Source organism: Tsukamurella ocularis (assembly GCF_965138335.1).
Classification (GTDB): Bacteria; Actinomycetota; Actinomycetes; order Mycobacteriales; family Mycobacteriaceae; genus Tsukamurella; species Tsukamurella ocularis_A.
Genome location: NZ_CBCSDV010000009.1, coordinates 46,745 through 66,225 on the forward strand (window position 1 = coordinate 46,745; position 19,481 = coordinate 66,225).

A 19,481-nucleotide genomic window follows, 5' to 3' on the forward strand; every position below is an offset into this window, starting at 1 on the left:
CAACGTGGCATCGACTGCTGATTTCAAGAACGGCCTGGTCCTCAACCAGGAGGGCCAGCTGTGGCAGATCATCGAGTTCCAGCACGTCAAGCCGGGCAAGGGCCCTGCCTTCGTGCGGACCAAGCTGAAGAACGTGGTGTCCGGCAAGACGGTCGACAAGACCTTCAACGCGGGCGTCAAGGTCGAGGTCGCCACCGTCGACCGGCGCGACTTCGACTACCTGTACCACGACGGCTCGGACTACGTCTTCATGGACGCCGAGACCTACGACCAGATCAACCTGGACGACGCCAAGGTCGGCGACGGCGCGAAGTTCCTGCTCGAGAGCATGCGCGTGCAGATCTCCATGCACGAGGGCGAGGCGCTCTTCGTCGAGCTCCCGCTGTCGGCCGAGTACGTCGTCCAGCACACCGATCCGGGCCTGCAGGGCGACCGCTCGACCGGCGGCACCAAGCCCGCCACGCTGGAGACCGGCGCCGAGATCAACGTCCCGCTGTTCATCAACACCGGCGACAAGCTCAAGGTCGACACGCGTGACGGCGGCTACCTGGGGCGCGTGAACTCCTAAGTGCCCGAGCAGTCTGACAACCGGCGCCCGAAGAAGTCGGGTGCCCGACACCGGGCGCGCAAGCGCGCCGTCGACCTCCTGTTCGAGGCGGAGGCTCGCGGCCTCACCGACCTGGACTCCCTCCTCGCCGAGCGGCGCCGGCTCGCCGCCGACGACGCGGCGGTCGCCCCGGTGTCCGAGTACACCGCCACGCTGGTGACCGGCGTCGGCGTCGATGGCGAGCAGGTCGATTCGGTGATCTCCTCGCACCTGACGGGCTGGACGCTGACGCGCCTCCCGGCCGTGGACCGGGCCATCCTGCGGATCGCGGTCTGGGAGCTGTTCAACGCCGTCGACGTGCCGCCGGCCGTCGTGGTCGACGAGGCCGTCGAGCTCGCCAAGGAGCTCTCGACCGACGAGTCGCCGACGTACCTCAACGGGGTGCTCGGCAAGGTGGCGACGCTCGCACCGCAGGTGCGGGCCGCGGCCGCGGCGCAGCCCGCCGACCGTACGGAGTAGTCGCTCAGCCCTTGAGGCGCGCGGCCAGCGCCCGGGCGTTGCGCAGCGCGAGGGCCTGTACCACGCCGATCGGGTGCACGCCGCTCGCCGTCGGCAGGGCCGAGGCGTCGGCGATCATCACGTTCGGCACGTCCCACAGCGCGCCCTCGGGGTCCGCTGCGCCGCGGCGCTCCGAGGACGCCATCCGGACGGTGCTCATCGGGTCGTGCGCGCCGAGCGCGATCTCGCCGACGCCGTACCCCGCCGCGTGCGAGAGCTCGAGGAACCGCTCGACGGGACGGTCGCCGGGCACGTGGTCGCCCCCGCGCTGCTGGCCGGTGAAGATCCGCCGCGCCCCGGCGGCCTCGAGGATGCGGACCGCGGTGTCCACGCCGGTCCGGAGGTTCGCCCGGTCGGCCTCCGCCAGGTCGTAGCGCACCGACGGCTCGCCGGAGGCGTCCATCACCACCTCGCCGGCCCCCCGGTCGCGCAGCACCACCCGCACGATCGACAGGTGCGGGAACTGGCGCATCACGTTCAGGTGTTCGACGGGGTTGCGCCAGGGCACGAAGCTCGACGCCAGCGCCGGCGTGAGCGGCGCGGTCTCGTAGCGCACGCCGAAGCCCTTGCCGTCGAGGTTCGCGTGCGCGTCGCTGAAGCGGGTCGACGGTGCCCCGAGCCAGGGGTCGACGGTCTCGCCGAACAGGCCGACCGCGGTCGCCGTCGGGTGCAGATGCAGGTGCTTGCCGACGTGCTGGCCGCCGATGCCCGAGCGGGTGAGCAGCGCCGGGGTCTCGAAGCCGCCCGCGGCCACGACGACGGCGCTGCAGCGCACCGTCAGCCACGAGCCGCCCGAGGTCCGCGCGATCACGGTCCGTGCGCGCCCGCCCTGCGTCTCGATCGACCGGGCCTGCGCACCGGTCACGATGCGCGCGCCCTTCTTCTCGGCGTCGCGCAGCCAGGTGCGACCCGCGTCCTGTTTCGCCGCGACGCGGCTCGACGGGCCCCAGCGCCCCTCCGTCTCGAAGTCGTCCGCGAGGCTCACCGGGCGCACCGGCAGGTCGAGCGCGCGGCAGCCCTTCTCCAGGATCACGTCGCGAGCCGAGGGTGTCGCGGCACCGTCCGAGACGCCCGAGCGCTGCCACACCTCCGCGAGGGCGGCGTCCAGCGCCGGCCCGGTCTCGATGCCCCGCGCCGCCCAATCGGCGCGCACCTCCTCGGGCGGGAGGAAGTAGCCGCCGTGCGAGACGGCCGTTCCCCCGCCCAGGCAGCGCGAGGTGAGCAGGTACGACTGCGCGTTCTCGGTCCAGAACGGTCCCGGCGAGTACAGCTGGGCCAGGTTGTCGAGGTCGGTGTCGCCCACTTCGGTGGGCGAGACGTAGTCGCCGCGTTCGAGGACCAGTACGTCGAGCCCGGCCTCGGCGAGGGCCGCCGCGGCCACCGCGCCGCCCGCGCCGGAGCCGATCACCACCACGTCGCACGCGGTCGAGGCGTCGATCTCGTAGCGCGACGGGGAGAGGGGCCGCTGCGCGCGCAGCGCGCGGGCACGGGGCTTCTTCATCGGCGCCTGCCGCGGGTAGCCGATCGCGGCCATCAGCTCGGATCCCGGGCCGTGCTCGCCGTCGGCCCCGCCCGCCGCGTAGTAGGCGAGCAGCGCGATGTTGCGCAGGCGCTTGAACAGCATGCGCTTCTGGACGAACCGCGACCGGGACAGGTCGATCAGGGCGCGCTCCCGCTCGGCGGGCGAGAGATCGGCGAACCGCTGTCCCCGGGTGCCCAGCACAGTGGTGCAGAACACGCGGTTGTCGAAGAGTGACAGGGATTGCGCGAGCGAGACGCCGTCGCTGTCGCGCGGGCTGCGTTCGGCGTAGGAAACGGCCAGGTCACCCGCCCTGAGGTCGCTCGCGGAGGGGATGGCGACGCCGTCCCCGGGGGCGAAGGAGTCGACGATGGCGGACAGCGTCGTGCGTTGCCTGGTCGACAATTCCATGACCTGAACGTACTGGTATGCTTCGTGTCGCATCAAGGCATCCTTTTCAGTCCGTCCAGCGAGGCGGAGCGAGCCGTCCGGAGAGGCGGAGAAGGAGGTCACGTGGCTCGGGAACTCATGTCCGCGGCCGATGTCACCCGAACGGTGGCGCGGATCGCGCATCAGATCATCGAGAAGACGGCCTTAGACACCAGGGCCGCGGGTGATGAATCGCATCCCCGCGTCGTCATCTTCGGCATCCCTACGCGCGGTGCGGTTCTCGCCGCCCGGCTGGCGGCCGACATCGAGGAGTTCTCCGGCGTGGCGGTGCCCGTCGGCCACCTCGACATCACCCTCTACCGCGACGATCTGCGGCACAAGCCGCACCGGCCCCTCGAGCGCACCACGGTGCCGCCGCAGGGGGTCGACGGTGCGCTGGTCATCCTCGTCGACGACGTCCTGTTCTCGGGCCGGACGGTGCGCGCCGCGCTGGACTCGCTGCGCGACATCGGCCGCCCCGCCGCGGTCCAGCTCGCGGTCCTCGTCGATCGCGGCCATCGGCAGCTGCCGATCCGCGCCGATTACGTGGGCAAGAACATCCCCACCTCCCGCCAGGAGGACGTGCAGGTGCGGCTGCAGGAGAAGGACGGCGAGGACGCCGTGGTGATCTCCGAACTTCCCGAGCCGGAGGCGGCGACGGGGGGCGGGCTGTGACCAAGCACCTGCTCTCCGCTGCGGACCTCGGCCGCGCCGAGGCGGAGGAGATCCTGGACGAGGCGGACCGGCTGCAGCAGGCGCTCCTGGGCCGCGAGGTCAAGAAGCTGCCCACGTTGCGCGGGCGCACCGTCATGACGGTGTTCTACGAGAACTCCACCCGTACCCGCGTCTCGTTCGAGGTCGCGGGCAAGTGGATGAGTGCCGACGTGATCAACGTCTCCGCGTCCGGCAGCTCCGTCGCCAAGGGCGAATCGCTGCGCGACACGGCGCTCACCCTGCACGCGGCGGGCGCCGACGCGTTGATCGTCCGGCACCCGGCATCCGGTGCGGCGCAGCAGATCGCGGCGTGGACCAACTCGGCCGCCGCACTCGACGGCCTGCCCGGGCCCGTGGTCATCAACGCCGGCGACGGCATGCACGAGCATCCCACCCAGGCCCTGCTCGACGCGCTCACGCTGCGGCAGCGGCTCGGCGGCATCGAGGGCCGCCGCGTCGTCATCGTCGGCGACGTGCTGCACAGCCGGGTGGCCCGGTCGAACGCGCTGCTGCTGTCCACGCTGGGAGCCGAGGTCGTTCTCGTCGCGCCGCGCACGCTGCTGCCGGTGGGCGTCGAGACCTGGCCGGTCACCGTCGCCGATTCCCTGGAGGCCGAGCTCCCCGGCGCCGACGCGGTGATGATGCTGCGCGTGCAGGCCGAGCGGATGAACGGCGGCTTCTTCCCCAGTGAGCGCGAGTACTCGGTGCGCTTCGGTCTCAACCCGCAGCGCGCGGCGCTGCTGCCCGACCACGCGGTGGTGCTGCACCCCGGACCGATGCTGCGCGGCATGGAGATCGGCTACTCGGTGGCGGACTCCGCGCAGGCCGCGATCCTGCGGCAGGTCAACAACGGCGTGCACGTCCGCATGGCGGTGCTCTTCCATCTACTCGCCAAGGAAGGATCTCCCGAATGAGCCTGCTGCTCACCAACGTCCGGCCCTACGGCGAGGGCGATCCGGTCGACGTCGCGATCGCGGGCGGCGAGATCACCGCCATCGGGGCCGATCTCGCGGCCGCCGACGGTGCCGAGGTGATCGACGGCGGCGGCAAAGTGCTGCTTCCCGGCTTCGTCGATCTGCACACGCATCTGCGCGAGCCAGGCCGCGAGGACACCGAGACCATCGAATCAGGTTCCGCCGCCGCCGCACTCGGCGGTTACACCGCGGTCTTCGCGATGGCCAACACCAGCCCGGTCGCCGACTCCGCGGTCGTCACCGACCACGTGTACCGCCGCGGCCAGGAGGTCGGCCTCGTCGACGTGCACCCCGTCGGCGCCGTCACCGTCGGCCTGCAGGGGGAGAAGCTCGCCGAGATGGGCATGATGGCCGCCGGGCCCGGCCGGGTGCGGGTGTTCTCCGACGACGGCGTCTGCGTCGCCGATCCGCTGCTCATGCGCCGTGCGCTGGAGTACTCCGCCTCGCTGGGCGTGGTCATCGCGCAGCACGCCGAGGAGCCGCGCCTGACCAGGGGCGCCGTCGCGCACGAGGGCCCCGAGGCGGCACGCCTCGGCCTCACCGGCTGGCCCCGCGCCGCCGAGGAGGCGATCGTCGCCCGTGACGCGCTGCTCGCCCGCGATGCGGGGGCGCGCGTGCACATCTGCCACGCCTCGACCGCGGGCACCGTCGAACTGCTGACGTGGGCCAAGGGCCAGGGCATCGCGATCACCGCCGAAGTGACGCCGCACCACTTGCTGCTCGACGACTCGCGCCTGCAGACCTACGACGCGGTGAACCGGGTGAATCCGCCGCTGCGCGAGGCCTCCGACGTGGCCGCGCTGCGGAAGGCGCTGCGGGACGGTGTGATCGACTGCGTCGCCACCGACCACGCACCGCACGCGGAGCAGGACAAGTGCTGCGAGTTCGCGGCCGCGCGGCCCGGCATGCTGGGGTTGGAGACGGCGCTGGCGATCGTCGCGCAGGTCTCGGTCGAGACCGGCGACCTGAGCTGGCGCGACGTGGCGCGGGTGATGAGCGAGAAGCCGGCGCAGATCGCCCGGCTGGACGATCACGGCCGCCCCATCGGCGTGGGCGAGCCCGCCAACCTGACGCTGGTCGATCCCGACCTCGGCTGGACGGTCCGCGCCGACGAGCTCGCGAGCCGCTCGCGCAACACCCCGTTCGCCGAGCTGGACTTCCGGGCCAAGCCGGTGCTGACGGTGCTCCGCGGCCGGATCACGGCCCGCGACGGGGTGGCCGCGGCGCCGGGGACCGGGGCGCGGGCGTGAGCGTCAGCGACTTCGCCACGCTGCTGCTCGTGCTCGTGGTGCTCGCCGGCCTCTTCGCGCTGATGGCGCTGGGCTGGCGCCGCCGCGGGCAGCGCCAGGCGGCGTCGGTGGGCGAGATCCCCAGCACCCCCGTGCAACTCAGCGAGCTGGTCTTCGGGCCGGTCTCCGGCGTGTACGTCGGCAGCACCGTGGCGCCGCACTGGCAGGACCGGGTCGCGGTGGGGGACTGGGGCTACCGGGCCGTCGTGAACCTGAGCCGCTACGCCGACGGTTATCTCCTGGAACGAGGCCGGGGGAACCCCATGTGGATCGGCGACGAGCACCTGGTGGAGGTGCGCCGCGCCTCCAAGCTCGCGGGCAAGGTGATGCCGGGTGACGGCCTCCTGGTGTTCCGCTGGGAGCTGCCCACGGGCACCGTCGTGGACACGGGCTTCCGCGCCGACGACAAGACGACGTATCGAAAACTGATGGACGTGAGGGAAAGTTAGATGGCTGCCGACAACAAAGCACTCCTGGTTCTCGAGGACGGAACCGTGCACCGCGGGGTCGAGTTCGGCGCCGTCGGGCAGACCCTCGGCGAGGCCGTCTTCTGCACCGCGATGACGGGTTACCAGGAGACGCTCACCGACCCGTCGTACGCGCGGCAGATCGTGGTCGCGACCGCCCCGCAGATCGGCAACACCGGCTGGAACGACGAGGACGACGAGTCCCGCGGAGATCGCATCTGGGTCGCCGGCTACGCCGTGCGCAACCCCACCCGCCGGGTCAGCAACTGGCGCGCCGCCGGCACCCTCGAGGGCGAGCTGGTGGACCAGGGCGTCGTCGGCATCGCCGGCATCGACACCCGCGCGCTGGTGCGTCGCCTCCGCGACCACGGCTCCATGCGCGCCGGCGTCTTCTCCGGCGAGGCGCTGGCGCCCGAGGCCGAGCTCCTCGACCGGGTGCGTGCCCAGCCGTCGATGAAGGGACAGAACCTGATCGGCGAGGTCTCGACCACCGAGGCCTACACCATCGAGCCCGAGGGGGAGGCGCGCTTCACCGTGGTCGCCGTGGATCTCGGCATCAAGACCAACACCCCGCGCATGTTCGCCGAGCGCGGCATGCGGGTGCACGTGGTGCCGTCGACGATCACGCTCGACGAGGTGCGCTCCTTCAACCCGGACGGCTTCTTCCTCTCCAACGGCCCCGGCGACCCCGCCACCGCCGCGCACGAGGTGGAGCTCACCCGCGGTGTCCTCGACGCCGGCCTGCCGCTGTTCGGCATCTGCCTCGGCAACCAGCTGCTGGGCCGCGCCTTCGGCCTCGAGACCTACAAGATGAAGTTCGGCCACCGCGGCATCAACATCCCGGTCGTGGAGCACGCCACCGGCCGGATCTCGATCACCGCGCAGAACCACGGCTTCGCCCTCGAGGGCGAGCGCGGTGCCGAGTTCGACACCCCGTTCGGCCGCGGTCGCGTCAGCCACGTGTGCGCCAACGACGGGGTCGTGGAGGGCGTCGAGCTGCTCGACGGGCGCGCCTTCTCCGTCCAGTACCACCCGGAGGCCGCGGCCGGTCCGCACGACGCCGCCTACCTCTTCGACAAGTTCGCAAGCATCATGAGCACCACAGGAGACAAGTAATGCCACGGCGCACCGACATCCAGCACGTCCTGGTGATCGGCTCGGGCCCGATCGTGATCGGCCAGGCCTGCGAGTTCGACTACTCCGGCACCCAGGCCTGCCGCGTGCTGCGCGCCGAGGGGCTGCGCGTCTCGCTGGTGAACTCGAACCCGGCGACCATCATGACGGACCCCGAGTTCGCCGACGCCACGTACATCGAGCCCATCACCCCCGAGTACATCGAGAAGGTCATCGTCGCCGAGCGCGACAAGGGCTTCCCGATCGACGCGGTGCTGGCCACCCTGGGCGGCCAGACCGCCCTCAACGCGGCGGTCGGCCTGCACGAGCAGGGCATCCTCGACAAGTACGGCATCAGCCTCATCGGCGCCGACTTCGACGCCATCCAGCGCGGCGAGGACCGGCAGAAGTTCAAGGACATCGTCGCCAAGATCGGCGGCGAGTCCGCGCGGTCCAAGGTGTGCTTCACCCTGGACGAGTGCAAGGAGACGGTGGCCGATCTCGGCTACCCGGTCGTCGTGCGACCGTCCTTCACCATGGGTGGCCTCGGCTCCGGTATGGCGTACGACGAGGCCGACCTGATCCGCATCGCCGGCGCCGGCCTCGCCGCCTCGCCCACCGCGAACGTGCTCATCGAGGAGTCGATCCTCGGCTGGAAGGAGTACGAGCTCGAGCTCATGCGCGACGGCCGCGACAACGTGGTGGTCGTCTGCTCGATCGAGAACGTCGACCCGGTCGGCGTGCACACCGGCGACTCGGTGACGGTGGCGCCGGCGATGACCCTCACCGACCGCGAGTACCAGATCATGCGCGACCAGTCGATCGCCATCCTCCGCGAGGTGGGCGTCGACACCGGCGGCTGCAACATCCAGTTCGCCCAGGACCCGCGCGACGGCCGCCTGGTCACGATCGAGATGAACCCCCGCGTCTCGCGCAGCTCCGCCCTGGCGTCGAAGGCCACGGGCTTCCCGATCGCCAAGATCGCCGCGAAGCTGGCCGTGGGCTACACGCTCGACGAGATCCTCAACGACATCACCGGCGAGACCCCGGCGTGCTTCGAGCCGACGCTCGACTACGTCGTCGTGAAGGCCCCGCGGTTCGCCTTCGAGAAGTTCCCGGGCGCCGACGACACGCTCACCACCACGATGAAGTCTGTGGGCGAGGCCATGAGCCTCGGCCGCAGCTTCGCCGAGGCCTTCGGCAAGGTGATGCGCTCGCTCGAGACCAAGCGCCACGGCTTCTGGACGGGCGCACCCGTCGAGGGCACGCTCCAGGAGCTCCTCGAGGAGATCAAGGTCCCCAAGGACGGGCGCTTCTACCTCATCGGGCGCGCCTTCGAGCTGGGCGCCACCGTGGAGCAGGTCTTCGCGTCGACCGCGATCGACCCCTGGTTCCTCGAGGAGATCAAGGCCGTCATCGACCTCGGCGCCCACGTGCGGGACGCCGATCTGACGCCGGATCTGGTGCGACTGGCGAAGACCCACGGTTTCTCGGATCTGCAGATCGCGGACCTGCGGGGCGTCGGCGAGGACGAGATCCGCGCCTACCGGCACGAGCACGGTGTGCGGCCGGTGTACAAGACCGTCGACACCTGCGCCGCCGAGTTCGAAGCGAAGACCCCGTACCACTACAGCAGCTACGAGCTCGACCCGTCCGCCACCAGCGAGGTGGCACCGCAGACGGAGCGGCCCAAGGTGCTCATCCTCGGCTCGGGCCCGAACCGCATCGGCCAGGGCATCGAGTTCGACTACTCGTGCGTCCACGCCGCGCTCACGCTGAGTGAGGCCGGCTACGAGACCGTGATGATCAACTGCAACCCGGAGACGGTCTCCACCGACTACGACACCGCGGACCGCCTCTACTTCGAGCCCCTGACCTTCGAGGACGTCCTCGAGGTCTACCACTCGGAGCAGCGCTCGGGCGAGGGCGGCCCGGGCGTCGTCGGCGTCATCGTGCAGCTCGGCGGGCAGACGCCGCTCGGCCTGGCCGCGCGCCTCAAGGCCGCGGGCCTGCCCATCGTCGGCACCTCGCCCGAGGCCATCGACCTCGCCGAGGACCGCGGCGAGTTCGGCCGGGTGCTGACCGAGGCGGGCCTGCCGGCGCCGAAGTTCGGCACCGCCACCACGGCCGACGGTGCCCGCGAGGTCGCCGCCGGCATCGGATACCCGGTGCTCGTGCGTCCCTCGTACGTGCTCGGCGGCCGCGGCATGGAGATCGTGTACGACGAGCAGGCTCTGCTCGACTACATCTCCCGCGCCACGGAGCTCGCCCCCGACCGCCCGGTCCTGGTTGACCGGTTCCTCGAGGACGCCGTGGAGATCGACGTCGACGCCCTGTGCGACGCCACCGGCGAGGTCTTCATCGGCGGCATCATGGAGCACATCGAGGAGGCCGGTATCCACTCCGGCGACTCGGCCTGCTCCCTGCCCCCGACCACGCTGGGCCGCGCCGACATCGACGCGGTGCGCGCCGCCACCGAGGCCCTGGCCCGCGGCATCGGCGTACACGGCCTGATGAACGTGCAGTACGCGCTCAAGGACGACGTGCTCTACGTGCTCGAGGCCAACCCCCGCGCCTCGCGCACGGTGCCCTTCGTCTCGAAGGCCACCGCGGTGCAGCTCGCCAAGGCGTGCGCCCGGGTCATGCTCGGCCAGACGATCGCCGAGTTGCGCGAGCAGCAGATCCTGCCCGCCGAGGGCGACGGCTCGCACATGCCGATCGACGCGCCGGTCTCCGTCAAGGAGGCGGTGCTGCCCTTCAACCGGTTCCGCCGCGCGGACGGCACCGGCGTCGATTCGCTGCTCTCGCCCGAGATGAAGTCGACCGGCGAGGTGATGGGCGTGGACCGCGACTTCGGTACCGCCTTCGCCAAGTCGCAGACCGCGATCAGCGGCTCGTTGCCCGCCACCGGCAAGGTCTTCGTCTCCGTGGCGAACAAGGACAAGCGGGCGCTGATCTTCCCGGTCAAGCGGCTCGCGGACCTCGGCTTCACCATCGTCGCGACCGCGGGCACCGCGGACGTCCTGCGCCGCAACGGCGTCGAGGCGGAGACGGTGCTCAAGCACTCGGACGTCATCCCCGAGGGGGAGCAGTCCATCGTCGAGAAGATCAAGGCCGGCGAGGTGGGCCTGATCATCAACACGCCGTACGGCAACGCGGGGCCGCGCATCGACGGCTACGAGATCCGCACCGCCGCGGTGCAGGCCTCCGTGCCGTGCGTGACCACCGTGCAGGGCGCCTCGGCGGCGGTGCAGGGCATCGAGGCCGCGCTCCGGGGCGGCATCGGCGTCAAGAGCCTGCAGGACATGCACGCGGCTCTGGTGAACCGGTGACCTTCGCCGCACGCGTCGCCACCGCCGCCTCCGCCCGGGGGCGGCTGGTGGTGGGCATCGACCCGCACCCGCCGCTGCTCGCCGCGTGGGGCCTGTCCGACGACGCCGAGGGCGTGCGGGCCTTCGGCCTGCGCTGCGCCGAGGCCTTCGCGGGCGAGGTCGGCTTCGTCAAGCCGCAGGTCGCCTTCTTCGAGCAGTTCGGCGCCGCCGGCATGCTCGCCCTCGAGGAGGTCATGGCCGCCTGTCGGGAGGCCGGCGCGGTCGTGATCGCCGACGCCAAGCGCGGCGACATCGGCTCCACCATGGCGGGTTACGCGCGCGCCTGGCTCGGCGACTCGCCGCTCTCGGCCGATGCGGTGACCCTGTCGCCGTACCTCGGCTACGGCTCGCTGCGGCCCGCGATCGACGCCGCCCGCGCCGCCGGGCGCGGCGTCTTCGTCCTCGCCCGCACCTCCAACCCCGAGGGGGCGCAGGTGCAGGCCGATGGTGTGGGGCAGCGCATCGTCGACGACGCGCGGGCCGACAACGCCGACGGTGCCGGCACCGTCGGCCTCGTCGTGGGCGCCACGCGCGAGCACGGACTCGACCTCGACGGCCTGAACGGGCCGATCCTGGCGCCCGGGCTCGGCGCGCAGGGCGCGACCCCCGCGGATCTCGCGGCGATCTTCGGCAGGGGTTCAACGGTGCTGCCGAACTCGTCGCGCCAGGTGCTCGGCGCGGGCCCGGACGCGGCCGCGCTGCGGTCCGCGGCGCTCGCGGTGCGGGACGAGGTCGAGGCCGCGCTGGGCTGACCGCGTCCTCGCCCGATCGCGTCCTCGCCCGATCCGTCGGGGCTATCGTCGACGGGGTGAACGTCGATGTGACACCGCTTCCCGGCATCGGAGTGCGCAAGGATTTCGAGCTCGCCACGGGCAGGCGCGTCGGAGTGGTGGCGCACCGCGACGGCACCGTCGAACTGTTCCTCTCGGAACGCGACGATCCCGACGCGTGCGCCGCGCAGGTACCGCTGTCCGGTGAGGAGGCCGGCGTGCTCGCCAACCTCCTCGGAGCGCCACAGCTGGTCAACCAGCTGCGCGCGGATCAGCGCGAGCTCGAGGGCATCAACACCCGCCAGCTGCCGATCCACGCGGGCTCGCCGTACGACGGGCGGACGCTGGGGGAGACGCAGATGCGGACCCGGACGAAGGTCTCCCTCGTCGCGGTCATGCGGGCGGGCGAGGTGCAGCCCTCACCGGGCCCCGAGTTCGTGTTCACCGCGGGCGACCTGCTCGTGGTGGTGGGGACGGCCGAGGGGCTCGAGGCCGCCGCGCAGATCCTGACGAACGGGTGACCCTCCACCTCGATGAGAACACCGTCGCGCTGATCGAACTCGGCGCCGTCTTCTTCGTCCTGGGCTTCCTCGGCCGCGCCGCCAGCAAGGTGGGCGTCTCGCCGATCCCGCTGTACCTGATCGGCGGCCTGGCCTTCGGGGTCGGCGGCGTCATCCCGCTCGGCGAGGCCTCGGATTTCAGCCGTACCGCCGGGGAGATCGGCGTGATCCTCCTGCTGCTGATGCTGGGCCTCGAGTACACCGCGGCGGAGCTCACCACGGGCCTGCGGCAGTCCTGGCTGGCGGGAGTGCTCGACATCGTGCTCAACGCCACCCCGGGCGCGATCGTCGCTCTCGCGCTCGGCTGGGGGCCCAAGGGGGCCCTCGTGCTCGCGGGCGTCACCTACATCTCGTCGTCGGGCATCGCCGCGAAGGTGCTGACCGATCTCGGCCGGCTCGGCAACCGCGAGACGCCCGTCGTGCTCTCGGTACTGGTCTTCGAGGACCTCGCGATGGCGGTCTACCTGCCGATCCTCACCGCGGTCCTGGCCGGGATCGGGCTCGCGGGCGAGCTCTCCGCGGTGACGATCGCGGTCGTGGTCGTCACCGTCGTGCTGATCTCCGCCGTCAAGTACGGGCATCGCGTCTCGGCGCTGGTCTACAGCGACGACCGCGAGGTCTTCCTGCTCAAACTGATCGGCGCGGCCCTCCTTGTGGCTGGCGTCGCCTCGGCGCTGCAGGTCTCCGCGGCGGTCGGCGCCTTCCTGCTCGGCATCGCGATCTCCGGATCGATCGCCCACGAGGCCACCCGCCTGCTCGAGCCCCTGCGCGACCTCTTCGCCGCGCTGTTCTTCGTGGTCTTCGGGCTCAACACCGATCCGCGGGCCATTCCGCCCGTGCTCGGGTGGGCGGTGCTGCTCGCGGTGCTCACCACCGCCACGAAGCTCGCGACCGGTTGGTGGGCGGCCCGGAGGGTCGGCGTGAAGCGGATGGGGCGGGCGCGTGCGGGCGCGGCGCTGGTGGCGCGCGGAGAGTTCTCCATCGTGATCGCGGGGCTCGCCGTGGCGGCGGGCGCCGTCGACGGCCGTCTCGCCGCGCTGGCGACCACGTACGTCCTGATCATGGCGGTGGCGGGGCCGGTCATCGCGCGCGTCGTCGAACCCGTCGTCCGGGCGGGGGAGCGGACGGTGCGGCGCGTGCGCTCGGGCGCCTCGCCGTCGGCGGGGTGACGCGCGCGGCCTGCGGAGGGTGCTCCGACACGCCCGGGGCCGCCGCGAAGTCCAGGTATTTTCCCAGGTCACTTGAGTTTCACCCGTCACATCGAAGAGTTGCGTCTGGTGCGGTGATACCGAGTTGAAAGCATTGCGGTACAACGGTTCTCGATTGCAACGCACACGGTGTGCAGCAGCGCGCGTCGCCGTGGTCCGGGGACGCCTACATCACGGTCAAACCGCAGGTGAGAGGGGGGTGGGGTTCCCATCCCGAGCGAAACGTGGGTACCGTCGCAGGAGTCGCAAGTTCGCGGCAAAGACCTAAGTACATCGAAGACGGAGGAATCGTGGCCCTTCCCCAGTTGACCGACGAGCAGCGCGCCGCTGCTCTGGAGAAGGCAGCTGCCGCTCGCCGCGCACGCGCCGAGCTGAAGAACCGGCTGAAGAGCGGCGGCACCACCCTGCAGCAGGTGCTGAAGGACGCGGAGACCGATGAGGTTCTCGGCAAGATGAAGGTCTCGGCACTGCTCGAGGCCCTGCCCAAGGTGGGCAAGGTCAAGGCTCAGGAGCTGATGACCGAGCTGGAGATCGCCCCCACTCGCCGCGTGCGCGGCTTGGGCGACCGGCAGCGCAAGGCGCTGCTCGAGAAGTTCTCCGCCTGACACGTAGTGTCCGGAGAAGTTCCCGCGGGCCGGAGGGGCCGACTGGTTGTACTGGTCGGCCCCTCCGCCGTCGGTAAGTCGTCTGTGGTCGGCAGGCTCCGCGTCGAGGTGCCCGACCTGTTCTTCTCGGTGTCCGCCACCACGCGCGATCCGCGCCCCGGTGAGGTGGACGGCCGGGACTATCATTTCGTCGGCGATCAGGGCTTCGATCGCCTCGTCGCCGACGGTGCCCTCCTCGAGTGGGCGGAGATCCACGGCGGCCTGCAGCGGTCGGGGACGCCCGCGCAGCCCGTGTACGAGGCGCTCGACGCCGGTCGGCCCGTGCTGGTGGAGGTGGACCTCGCCGGTGCGGCCAGCGTGAAGGCGGCGCTGCCCGAGGCCGTCACGGTGTTCCTGAGCCCACCGAGCTGGGACGAGCTGGAGCGCCGGCTCCGCGGCCGTGGCACCGAGAGCGCCGAGAAGATCGAGCGCCGGCTCGAGACCGCGCGGGCCGAGATGGCCACGCGCGACGACTACGACGCGGTCGTCGTCAACGACGACTTGGACCGCGCCGTGTCGGATTTGGTATCCTTGCTGGTCGGCGCTGGCGAGGAGCGGGCGTAGCCCGGTCTCGCCCAGCGCGTAGACTGAACGATGAAGCGAATTCGTGAACTTTGTGACGTAGGAGACGCGTGAGCACCACCACTGAGACCGTGTACGACCAGCCGCTCGGCATCACCAACCCGCCGATCGACGAGCTGCTCGAGCGCACCTCCTCGAAGTACGCCCTGGTGATCTACGCGGCCAAGCGCGCGCGCCAGATCAACGACTACTACAACAGCCTGTCCGACGGCATCCTCGAGTACGTCGGCCCGCTCGTCGAGCCGGGCCTGCACGAGAAGCCTCTGTCGATCGCCATGCGCGAGATCCACGAGGATCTCCTGGAGCACGCCGAGGGCGAGTGAGCTAACAGCCCATGATCATCGTCGGTGTCGGCGGCGGCATCGCCGCCTACAAGGCGTGCGCTCTGGTCCGGCACTTCACCGAACGCGGGCACGACGTGCGGGTCATCCCCACCGAGTCCGCGCTCAAGTTCGTCGGTGCCGCGACCTTCGAGGCGCTGTCGGGGAACCCCGTCCAGACGGGCGTCTTCGAGTCCATCCCCGAGGTGCCGCACGTGCGCCTCGGGCAGTCGGCCGACCTCGTCGTGATCGCTCCGGCGACCGCCGATCTGATGGCGCGCGCGGCGCAGGGGCGCGCCGACGACCTGCTCACCGGCACCCTCCTCACTGCGCGCTGCCCGGTCGTCTTCGCCCCGGCGATGCACACCGAGATGTGGGAGCACCCCGCGACCCGCGCCAACGTCGCCACCCTGCGCGAGCGCGGCGCCGTCGTGATCGAGCCCGCCTCGGGCCGGCTCACGGGCAAGGACACCGGCGCCGGGCGGCTGCCCGAGCCCGATGAGATCGGCGCCCTCGCCGACGTGCTGCTGGAGCACCCCGGCGCCCTGAACCGCGACCTCGAGGGCCGGAAGGTGGTCGTCTCCGCCGGCGGCACCAAGGAGGCGCTCGACCCCGTCCGCTACCTGACGAACCGCAGCTCCGGGAAGCAGGGCTACGCCCTGGCCCGGCTCGCGGCGCAGCGCGGAGCGCGGGTCACCCTCGTCGCCGGCAACACCGTCGGCCTCGCCGACCCGTCCGCCGTCGACGTCGTGCGCATCGCCTCCGCGCTCGACCTGCAGTCGGCGATGACCGAGCACGCGGCCGATGCCGACCTGGTGATCATGGCCGCCGCGGTCGCCGACTACCGGCCCGCCGAGGTCGCCACCACCAAGCTGAAGAAGGGCGCCGACGGCAAGAGCGAAGCGCTCGAATCGATCACCATGATCGAAAACCCCGACGTGCTCGCCGGCCTCGTCGCCGCGCGGCGCGACGGCGCACTGCGGCCCGACGCGGTCATCGTGGGCTTCGCCGCCGAGACGGGGGACGAGTCCGGCTCCGTCCTCGACTACGGACGGGCCAAGCTGCGCCGCAAGGGCTGTGACCTGTTGGTCCTCAACGCCGTCGGCGACGGTCGCGCCTTCGAGGTCGACGAGAACTCCGGCTGGCTGCTCGGCGCGGACGGCGACGAGACCGCTCTGCCCCTCGGGTCGAAGGCGGCGATGGCCGCGCGCATACTGGATGCCGCCGTCGTCCGGGTGCGCGCCGCCCGCTAGTCTTTCCAATCGCAAACATCATCGAGAGGACGTCCGAAGTGGTTTCCGGTTTCGCCAGTTCCGCCCACCGCCTGTTCACGAGCGAGTCGGTCACCGAGGGTCACCCGGACAAGATCTGTGACGCCATCTCGGACTCGATCCTCGACGCCCTGCTCGCCGAGGACCCGACGTCCCGCGTCGCGGTCGAGACCCTCGTCACCACCGGCCAGGTGCACGTCGCCGGTGAGGTCACCACCTCCGCCTACGCCGACATCCCGCACATCGTGCGCGACAAGGTGCTCGAGATCGGCTACGACAGCTCGGCCAAGGGCTTCGACGGCAACTCCTGCGGCGTGAACATCGCGATCGGCGCGCAGAGCCCCGAGATCGCGCAGGGCGTCGACCGGGCCTACGAGCACCGCGTCGACGGCGGCGAGGACGAGATCGACGCGCAGGGCGCCGGCGACCAGGGCCTGATGTTCGGCTACGCCTGCTCGGACACCCCGGAGCTCATGCCGCTGCCGATCTCGCTGGCGCACCGGCTCTCGCGCCGCCTCACCGAGGTGCGCAAGAACGGCACCCTGCCGTACCTGCGCCCGGACGGCAAGACCCAGGTCACCATCGAGTACGCGGGGGAGCAGCCCGTCCGGCTCGACACCGTGGTCATCTCCAGCCAGCACGCCGCCGACATCGACATCGACGGGATGCTCGCCCCCGACCTGCGCACGCACGTCCTGAACACCGTGATCGCGGACCTGAACCTGCCCACCCTGGACACCTCCGAGGTGCGGCTGCTGGTGAACCCGACCGGCAAGTTCGTGCTCGGCGGGCCGATGGGCGATGCGGGTCTGACGGGCCGCAAGATCATCGTCGACACGTACGGCGGCATGGCCCGCCACGGCGGCGGCGCCTTCTCCGGCAAGGACCCGTCGAAGGTGGATCGCTCGGCCGCGTACGCGATGCGCTGGGTGGCGAAGAACGCCGTCGCCGCGGGCCTCGCGGAGCGGATCGAGGTGCAGGTCGCGTACGCCATCGGCAAGGCGTCGCCCGTCGGTCTGTTCGTGGAGACCTTCGGTACCGAGCAGCTCGATCCGATCAAGATCCAGCAGGCCATCGCCCAGGTCTTCGACCTGCGCCCGCGCGCCATCATCAACGAGCTCGACCTGCTGCGGCCGATCTACGCGCCCACCGCCGCGTACGGCCACTTCGGTCGCACCGACATCGACCTGCCGTGGGAGCGCACCGACCGCGTGGACGCCCTGCGCTCCGCGGCCGGCCTCTGACCCCCGCCCCCGACGGTGTGACCGCACCCGGCCCCGCCGAGGCCGCGCAAGCGGCCGTCGAACTCCCGATCGCCCGCGTCCTGCCCCTGCTGCAGGTCAGTCACCTCGATCGGGAGTTCGACTATCTCGTGCCCCCCGAGTTGGACGAGGACGCGCGGCCCGGGGTGCGCGTGCGCGTCCGGTTCTCCGGTCGCCTCGTCGACGGCTACCTCCTCGAGCGTCTGCCGCGCACCGAGCACGAGGGCAGGCTCGCCCCGCTGCAGCGGGTCGTCTCCCCGCTGCCCGTCCTCACCCCGCCTGTGCTGCGGCTCGTCACCGAGGTCGCCGCGCGGTACGCCGGGACCCGGGCCGACGTGCTGCGGCTCGCGATCCCGCCGCGCCACGCGCGCGTCGAGAAGACGCTCCTCGAGCAGGAGCCCGTCGTTCCGGCGCGGCCCGAACCGCCCACCGGGGCCCTGGCGGAGTACACCCACGGCGGCCAGTTCGCGGCCGCCACGATCGCCGGGCGGTCGCCGCGCGCCGTCTGGCAGGCCCTGCCGGGCGAGGACTGGGCGACGCGCCTCGCCGAGCTCGCCGCCACCACCGTCGCGGCCGGCCGCACGGCCCTACTGATCGTCCCCGATCAGGCCGATCTCGATCGGCTCGGCGCCGCCTGCGCGCACCTCGACCCCGCGGTACTGGCCGCCGGTCTGGGGCCCTCGGCCCGGTACCGGCGGTGGCTCCTCGCGCTGCTGGGGCGCGCCCGCATCGTCATCGGCACCCGCAGTGCGGCCTTCGCGCCGCTTCCCGACCTCGGCCTCATCGCCCTCTGGGACGACGGCGACGAATCGCTCGTCGAGCCGCGCGCCCCGTATCCGCACACCCGGGAGGTGCTCGCGCTGCGGGCGCATCAGGAGGGCGCCGCGCTGGTGATCGGCGGCTTCGCGCGCACCCCCGAGTCGCAGGCGCTCGTCGAGGCCGGCTGGGCCGCGGAGATCACGGCGCCCCGCGAGCTGGTGCGCAGCCGCTCGCCCCGGATCTCCGGCACGGCTGACTCGGACATCGCACTGGCCCGCGACCCTCTCGCGCGCTCGGCCCGACTGCCCGCCGCCGCCTTCGCCGCGGCGCGGGAGGCGCTCGACGCCGAACGACCCGTGCTCGTGCAGGTCCCGCGCCGCGGGTACGCGCCCGCGCTGTCCTGTGAGCGCTGCCGGACCCCCGCCCGCTGCCGCCGCTGCCACGGCCCACTCGAACAGGCCGACGGCGGTGTCCTGCGCTGCCGCTGGTGCGCCCACGACGACGCCGGGTACCGGTGCCCCGCGTGCGGCGGCACCACCATGCGCGCCGTCATCGTCGGCACGATGCGCACCGCCGAGGAGCTGGGCCGCGCCTTCCCCGGTGCGGCCGTCACCGTCTCCGGGGGCGAGACGGTGCACGCCGAGGCGCCCGCGGGCCGGCGGATCGTGGTCGCGACCCCGGGCGCGGAGCCGGTGGTCGAGGGCGGCTACGGCGCGGCCCTCCTGCTCGACGGTTGGCTGCTGCTGGGGCGGGCCGACCTGCGGGCCGCCGAGGAGACGTTCCGGCGCTGGATGAACGCGACCGCGCTCGTCGCGGCGGACGGCGTCGTGGTCTGTGGCGCCGACGCCGGGATTCGCGCCGTGCAGGCCCTGATCCGTTGGGATGCAGCTGGTTTCGCCGCCGCCGAGCTGGCGGAGCGGGCCGAGGTCGGCTTCCCGCCGGCCACCCACCTGGCCGCGCTCGACGGTGCGGACGCCGACATCCGGGCCGTCGCGGACGCCGCGGACCTGCCCGACGGGGCCGAGGNGCTCGGCCCCGNCGACCTGCCGCCCGGGGTGCGCATCCCCGGTGCCCCCGACGAGGGCCCGCCGCCTCAGCGCCTGCTCGTGCGCGTCGCGCGGCGC

General features: G+C 72.0%; 18 protein-coding genes. 17 read left to right on the forward strand and 1 reads right to left on the reverse strand.

The features are described from left to right. Nucleotides 1–4: 4 nt before the first annotated feature. Nucleotides 5–568 (forward strand): elongation factor P, encoded by a 564-nt coding sequence (efp, locus tag ACNAYW_RS10365; RefSeq protein ID WP_224646583.1) that lies wholly within the window; start codon nt 5–7, stop codon nt 566–568. Then, entirely contained in the window at nt 569–1,066 is a 498-nt protein-coding gene (gene nusB / locus ACNAYW_RS10370; protein ID WP_415849620.1) for a transcription antitermination factor NusB, read from the forward strand. 4 nt (nt 1,067–1,070) lie between these two features. Here the strand turns inward: nusB and ACNAYW_RS10375 are convergent, their stop codons facing one another. Next, entirely contained in the window at nt 1,071–3,068 is a 1,998-nt protein-coding gene (locus ACNAYW_RS10375; RefSeq protein WP_415849621.1) for an FAD-dependent oxidoreductase, read from the reverse strand. Nucleotides 3,069–3,137: 69 nt separating this feature from the next. Between ACNAYW_RS10375 and pyrR the strand changes: the two genes are divergently transcribed. From pyrR to ACNAYW_RS10450, 15 genes are all read left to right on the forward strand, one after another. Further along, complete coding sequence (gene pyrR, locus ACNAYW_RS10380) at nt 3,138–3,728, forward strand: bifunctional pyr operon transcriptional regulator/uracil phosphoribosyltransferase PyrR (RefSeq protein WP_415849622.1); 591 nt, start codon at nt 3,138–3,140, stop codon at nt 3,726–3,728. Beyond that, on the forward strand, nt 3,725–4,681 hold the full coding sequence (locus ACNAYW_RS10385) for an aspartate carbamoyltransferase catalytic subunit (protein WP_415849623.1): 957 nt from the start codon (nt 3,725–3,727) through the stop codon (nt 4,679–4,681). The genes pyrR and ACNAYW_RS10385 overlap by 4 nt, the downstream gene beginning before the upstream one ends. Continuing rightward, on the forward strand, nt 4,678–5,991 hold the full coding sequence (locus ACNAYW_RS10390; protein ID WP_415849624.1) for a dihydroorotase: 1,314 nt from the start codon (nt 4,678–4,680) through the stop codon (nt 5,989–5,991). Before ACNAYW_RS10385 ends, ACNAYW_RS10390 begins: the two co-directional genes overlap by 4 nt. Then, nucleotides 5,988–6,479 (forward strand): PH-like domain-containing protein, encoded by a 492-nt coding sequence (locus ACNAYW_RS10395; protein WP_415849625.1) that lies wholly within the window; start codon nt 5,988–5,990, stop codon nt 6,477–6,479. Before ACNAYW_RS10390 ends, ACNAYW_RS10395 begins: the two co-directional genes overlap by 4 nt. Then, nucleotides 6,480–7,613, forward strand: a complete 1,134-nt coding sequence (gene carA, locus ACNAYW_RS10400) for a glutamine-hydrolyzing carbamoyl-phosphate synthase small subunit (RefSeq protein WP_415849626.1) — start codon at nt 6,480–6,482, stop codon at nt 7,611–7,613. After that, nucleotides 7,613–10,942, forward strand: coding sequence for a carbamoyl-phosphate synthase large subunit (carB, locus tag ACNAYW_RS10405; protein WP_415849627.1), 3,330 nt, complete (start codon nt 7,613–7,615; stop codon nt 10,940–10,942). Before carA ends, carB begins: the two co-directional genes overlap by 1 nt. Further along, a complete protein-coding gene (gene pyrF, locus ACNAYW_RS10410; protein WP_415849628.1) occupies nt 10,939–11,733 on the forward strand; it encodes an orotidine-5'-phosphate decarboxylase in 795 nt (264 codons plus the stop codon). Before carB ends, pyrF begins: the two co-directional genes overlap by 4 nt. Before the next feature lie 56 nt (nt 11,734–11,789). After that, complete coding sequence (locus tag ACNAYW_RS10415; protein ID WP_415849629.1) at nt 11,790–12,272, forward strand: cation:proton antiporter regulatory subunit; 483 nt, start codon at nt 11,790–11,792, stop codon at nt 12,270–12,272. Continuing rightward, a complete protein-coding gene (locus ACNAYW_RS10420) occupies nt 12,269–13,480 on the forward strand; it encodes a cation:proton antiporter (RefSeq protein ID WP_415849630.1) in 1,212 nt (403 codons plus the stop codon). The genes ACNAYW_RS10415 and ACNAYW_RS10420 overlap by 4 nt, the downstream gene beginning before the upstream one ends. A 329-nt stretch (nt 13,481–13,809) precedes the next feature. Beyond that, nucleotides 13,810–14,124 (forward strand): integration host factor, actinobacterial type, encoded by a 315-nt coding sequence (mihF, locus tag ACNAYW_RS10425; RefSeq protein ID WP_068520860.1) that lies wholly within the window; start codon nt 13,810–13,812, stop codon nt 14,122–14,124. A 6-nt stretch (nt 14,125–14,130) separates the two neighbouring features. Continuing rightward, nucleotides 14,131–14,727, forward strand: a complete 597-nt coding sequence (gene gmk / locus ACNAYW_RS10430) for a guanylate kinase (protein ID WP_415849631.1) — start codon at nt 14,131–14,133, stop codon at nt 14,725–14,727. 68 nt (nt 14,728–14,795) lie between these two features. Next, entirely contained in the window at nt 14,796–15,068 is a 273-nt protein-coding gene (rpoZ, locus tag ACNAYW_RS10435) for a DNA-directed RNA polymerase subunit omega (protein ID WP_415849632.1), read from the forward strand. Between the two features lie 11 nt (nt 15,069–15,079). Then, entirely contained in the window at nt 15,080–16,318 is a 1,239-nt protein-coding gene (gene coaBC / locus ACNAYW_RS10440; protein ID WP_415849633.1) for a bifunctional phosphopantothenoylcysteine decarboxylase/phosphopantothenate--cysteine ligase CoaBC, read from the forward strand. 38 nt (nt 16,319–16,356) lie between these two features. Continuing rightward, nucleotides 16,357–17,580: a methionine adenosyltransferase gene (gene metK, locus ACNAYW_RS10445; RefSeq protein WP_415849634.1), complete on the forward strand. Its 1,224-nt coding sequence runs from the start codon at nt 16,357–16,359 to the stop codon at nt 17,578–17,580. After that, nucleotides 17,577–19,383, forward strand: a 1,807-nt coding sequence (locus ACNAYW_RS10450) for a primosomal protein N' (protein ID WP_415849715.1), incomplete at its 3' end; no start/stop codon positions are given. The genes metK and ACNAYW_RS10450, both read left to right, overlap by 4 nt. Nucleotides 19,384–19,481: the final 98 nt, after the last annotated feature.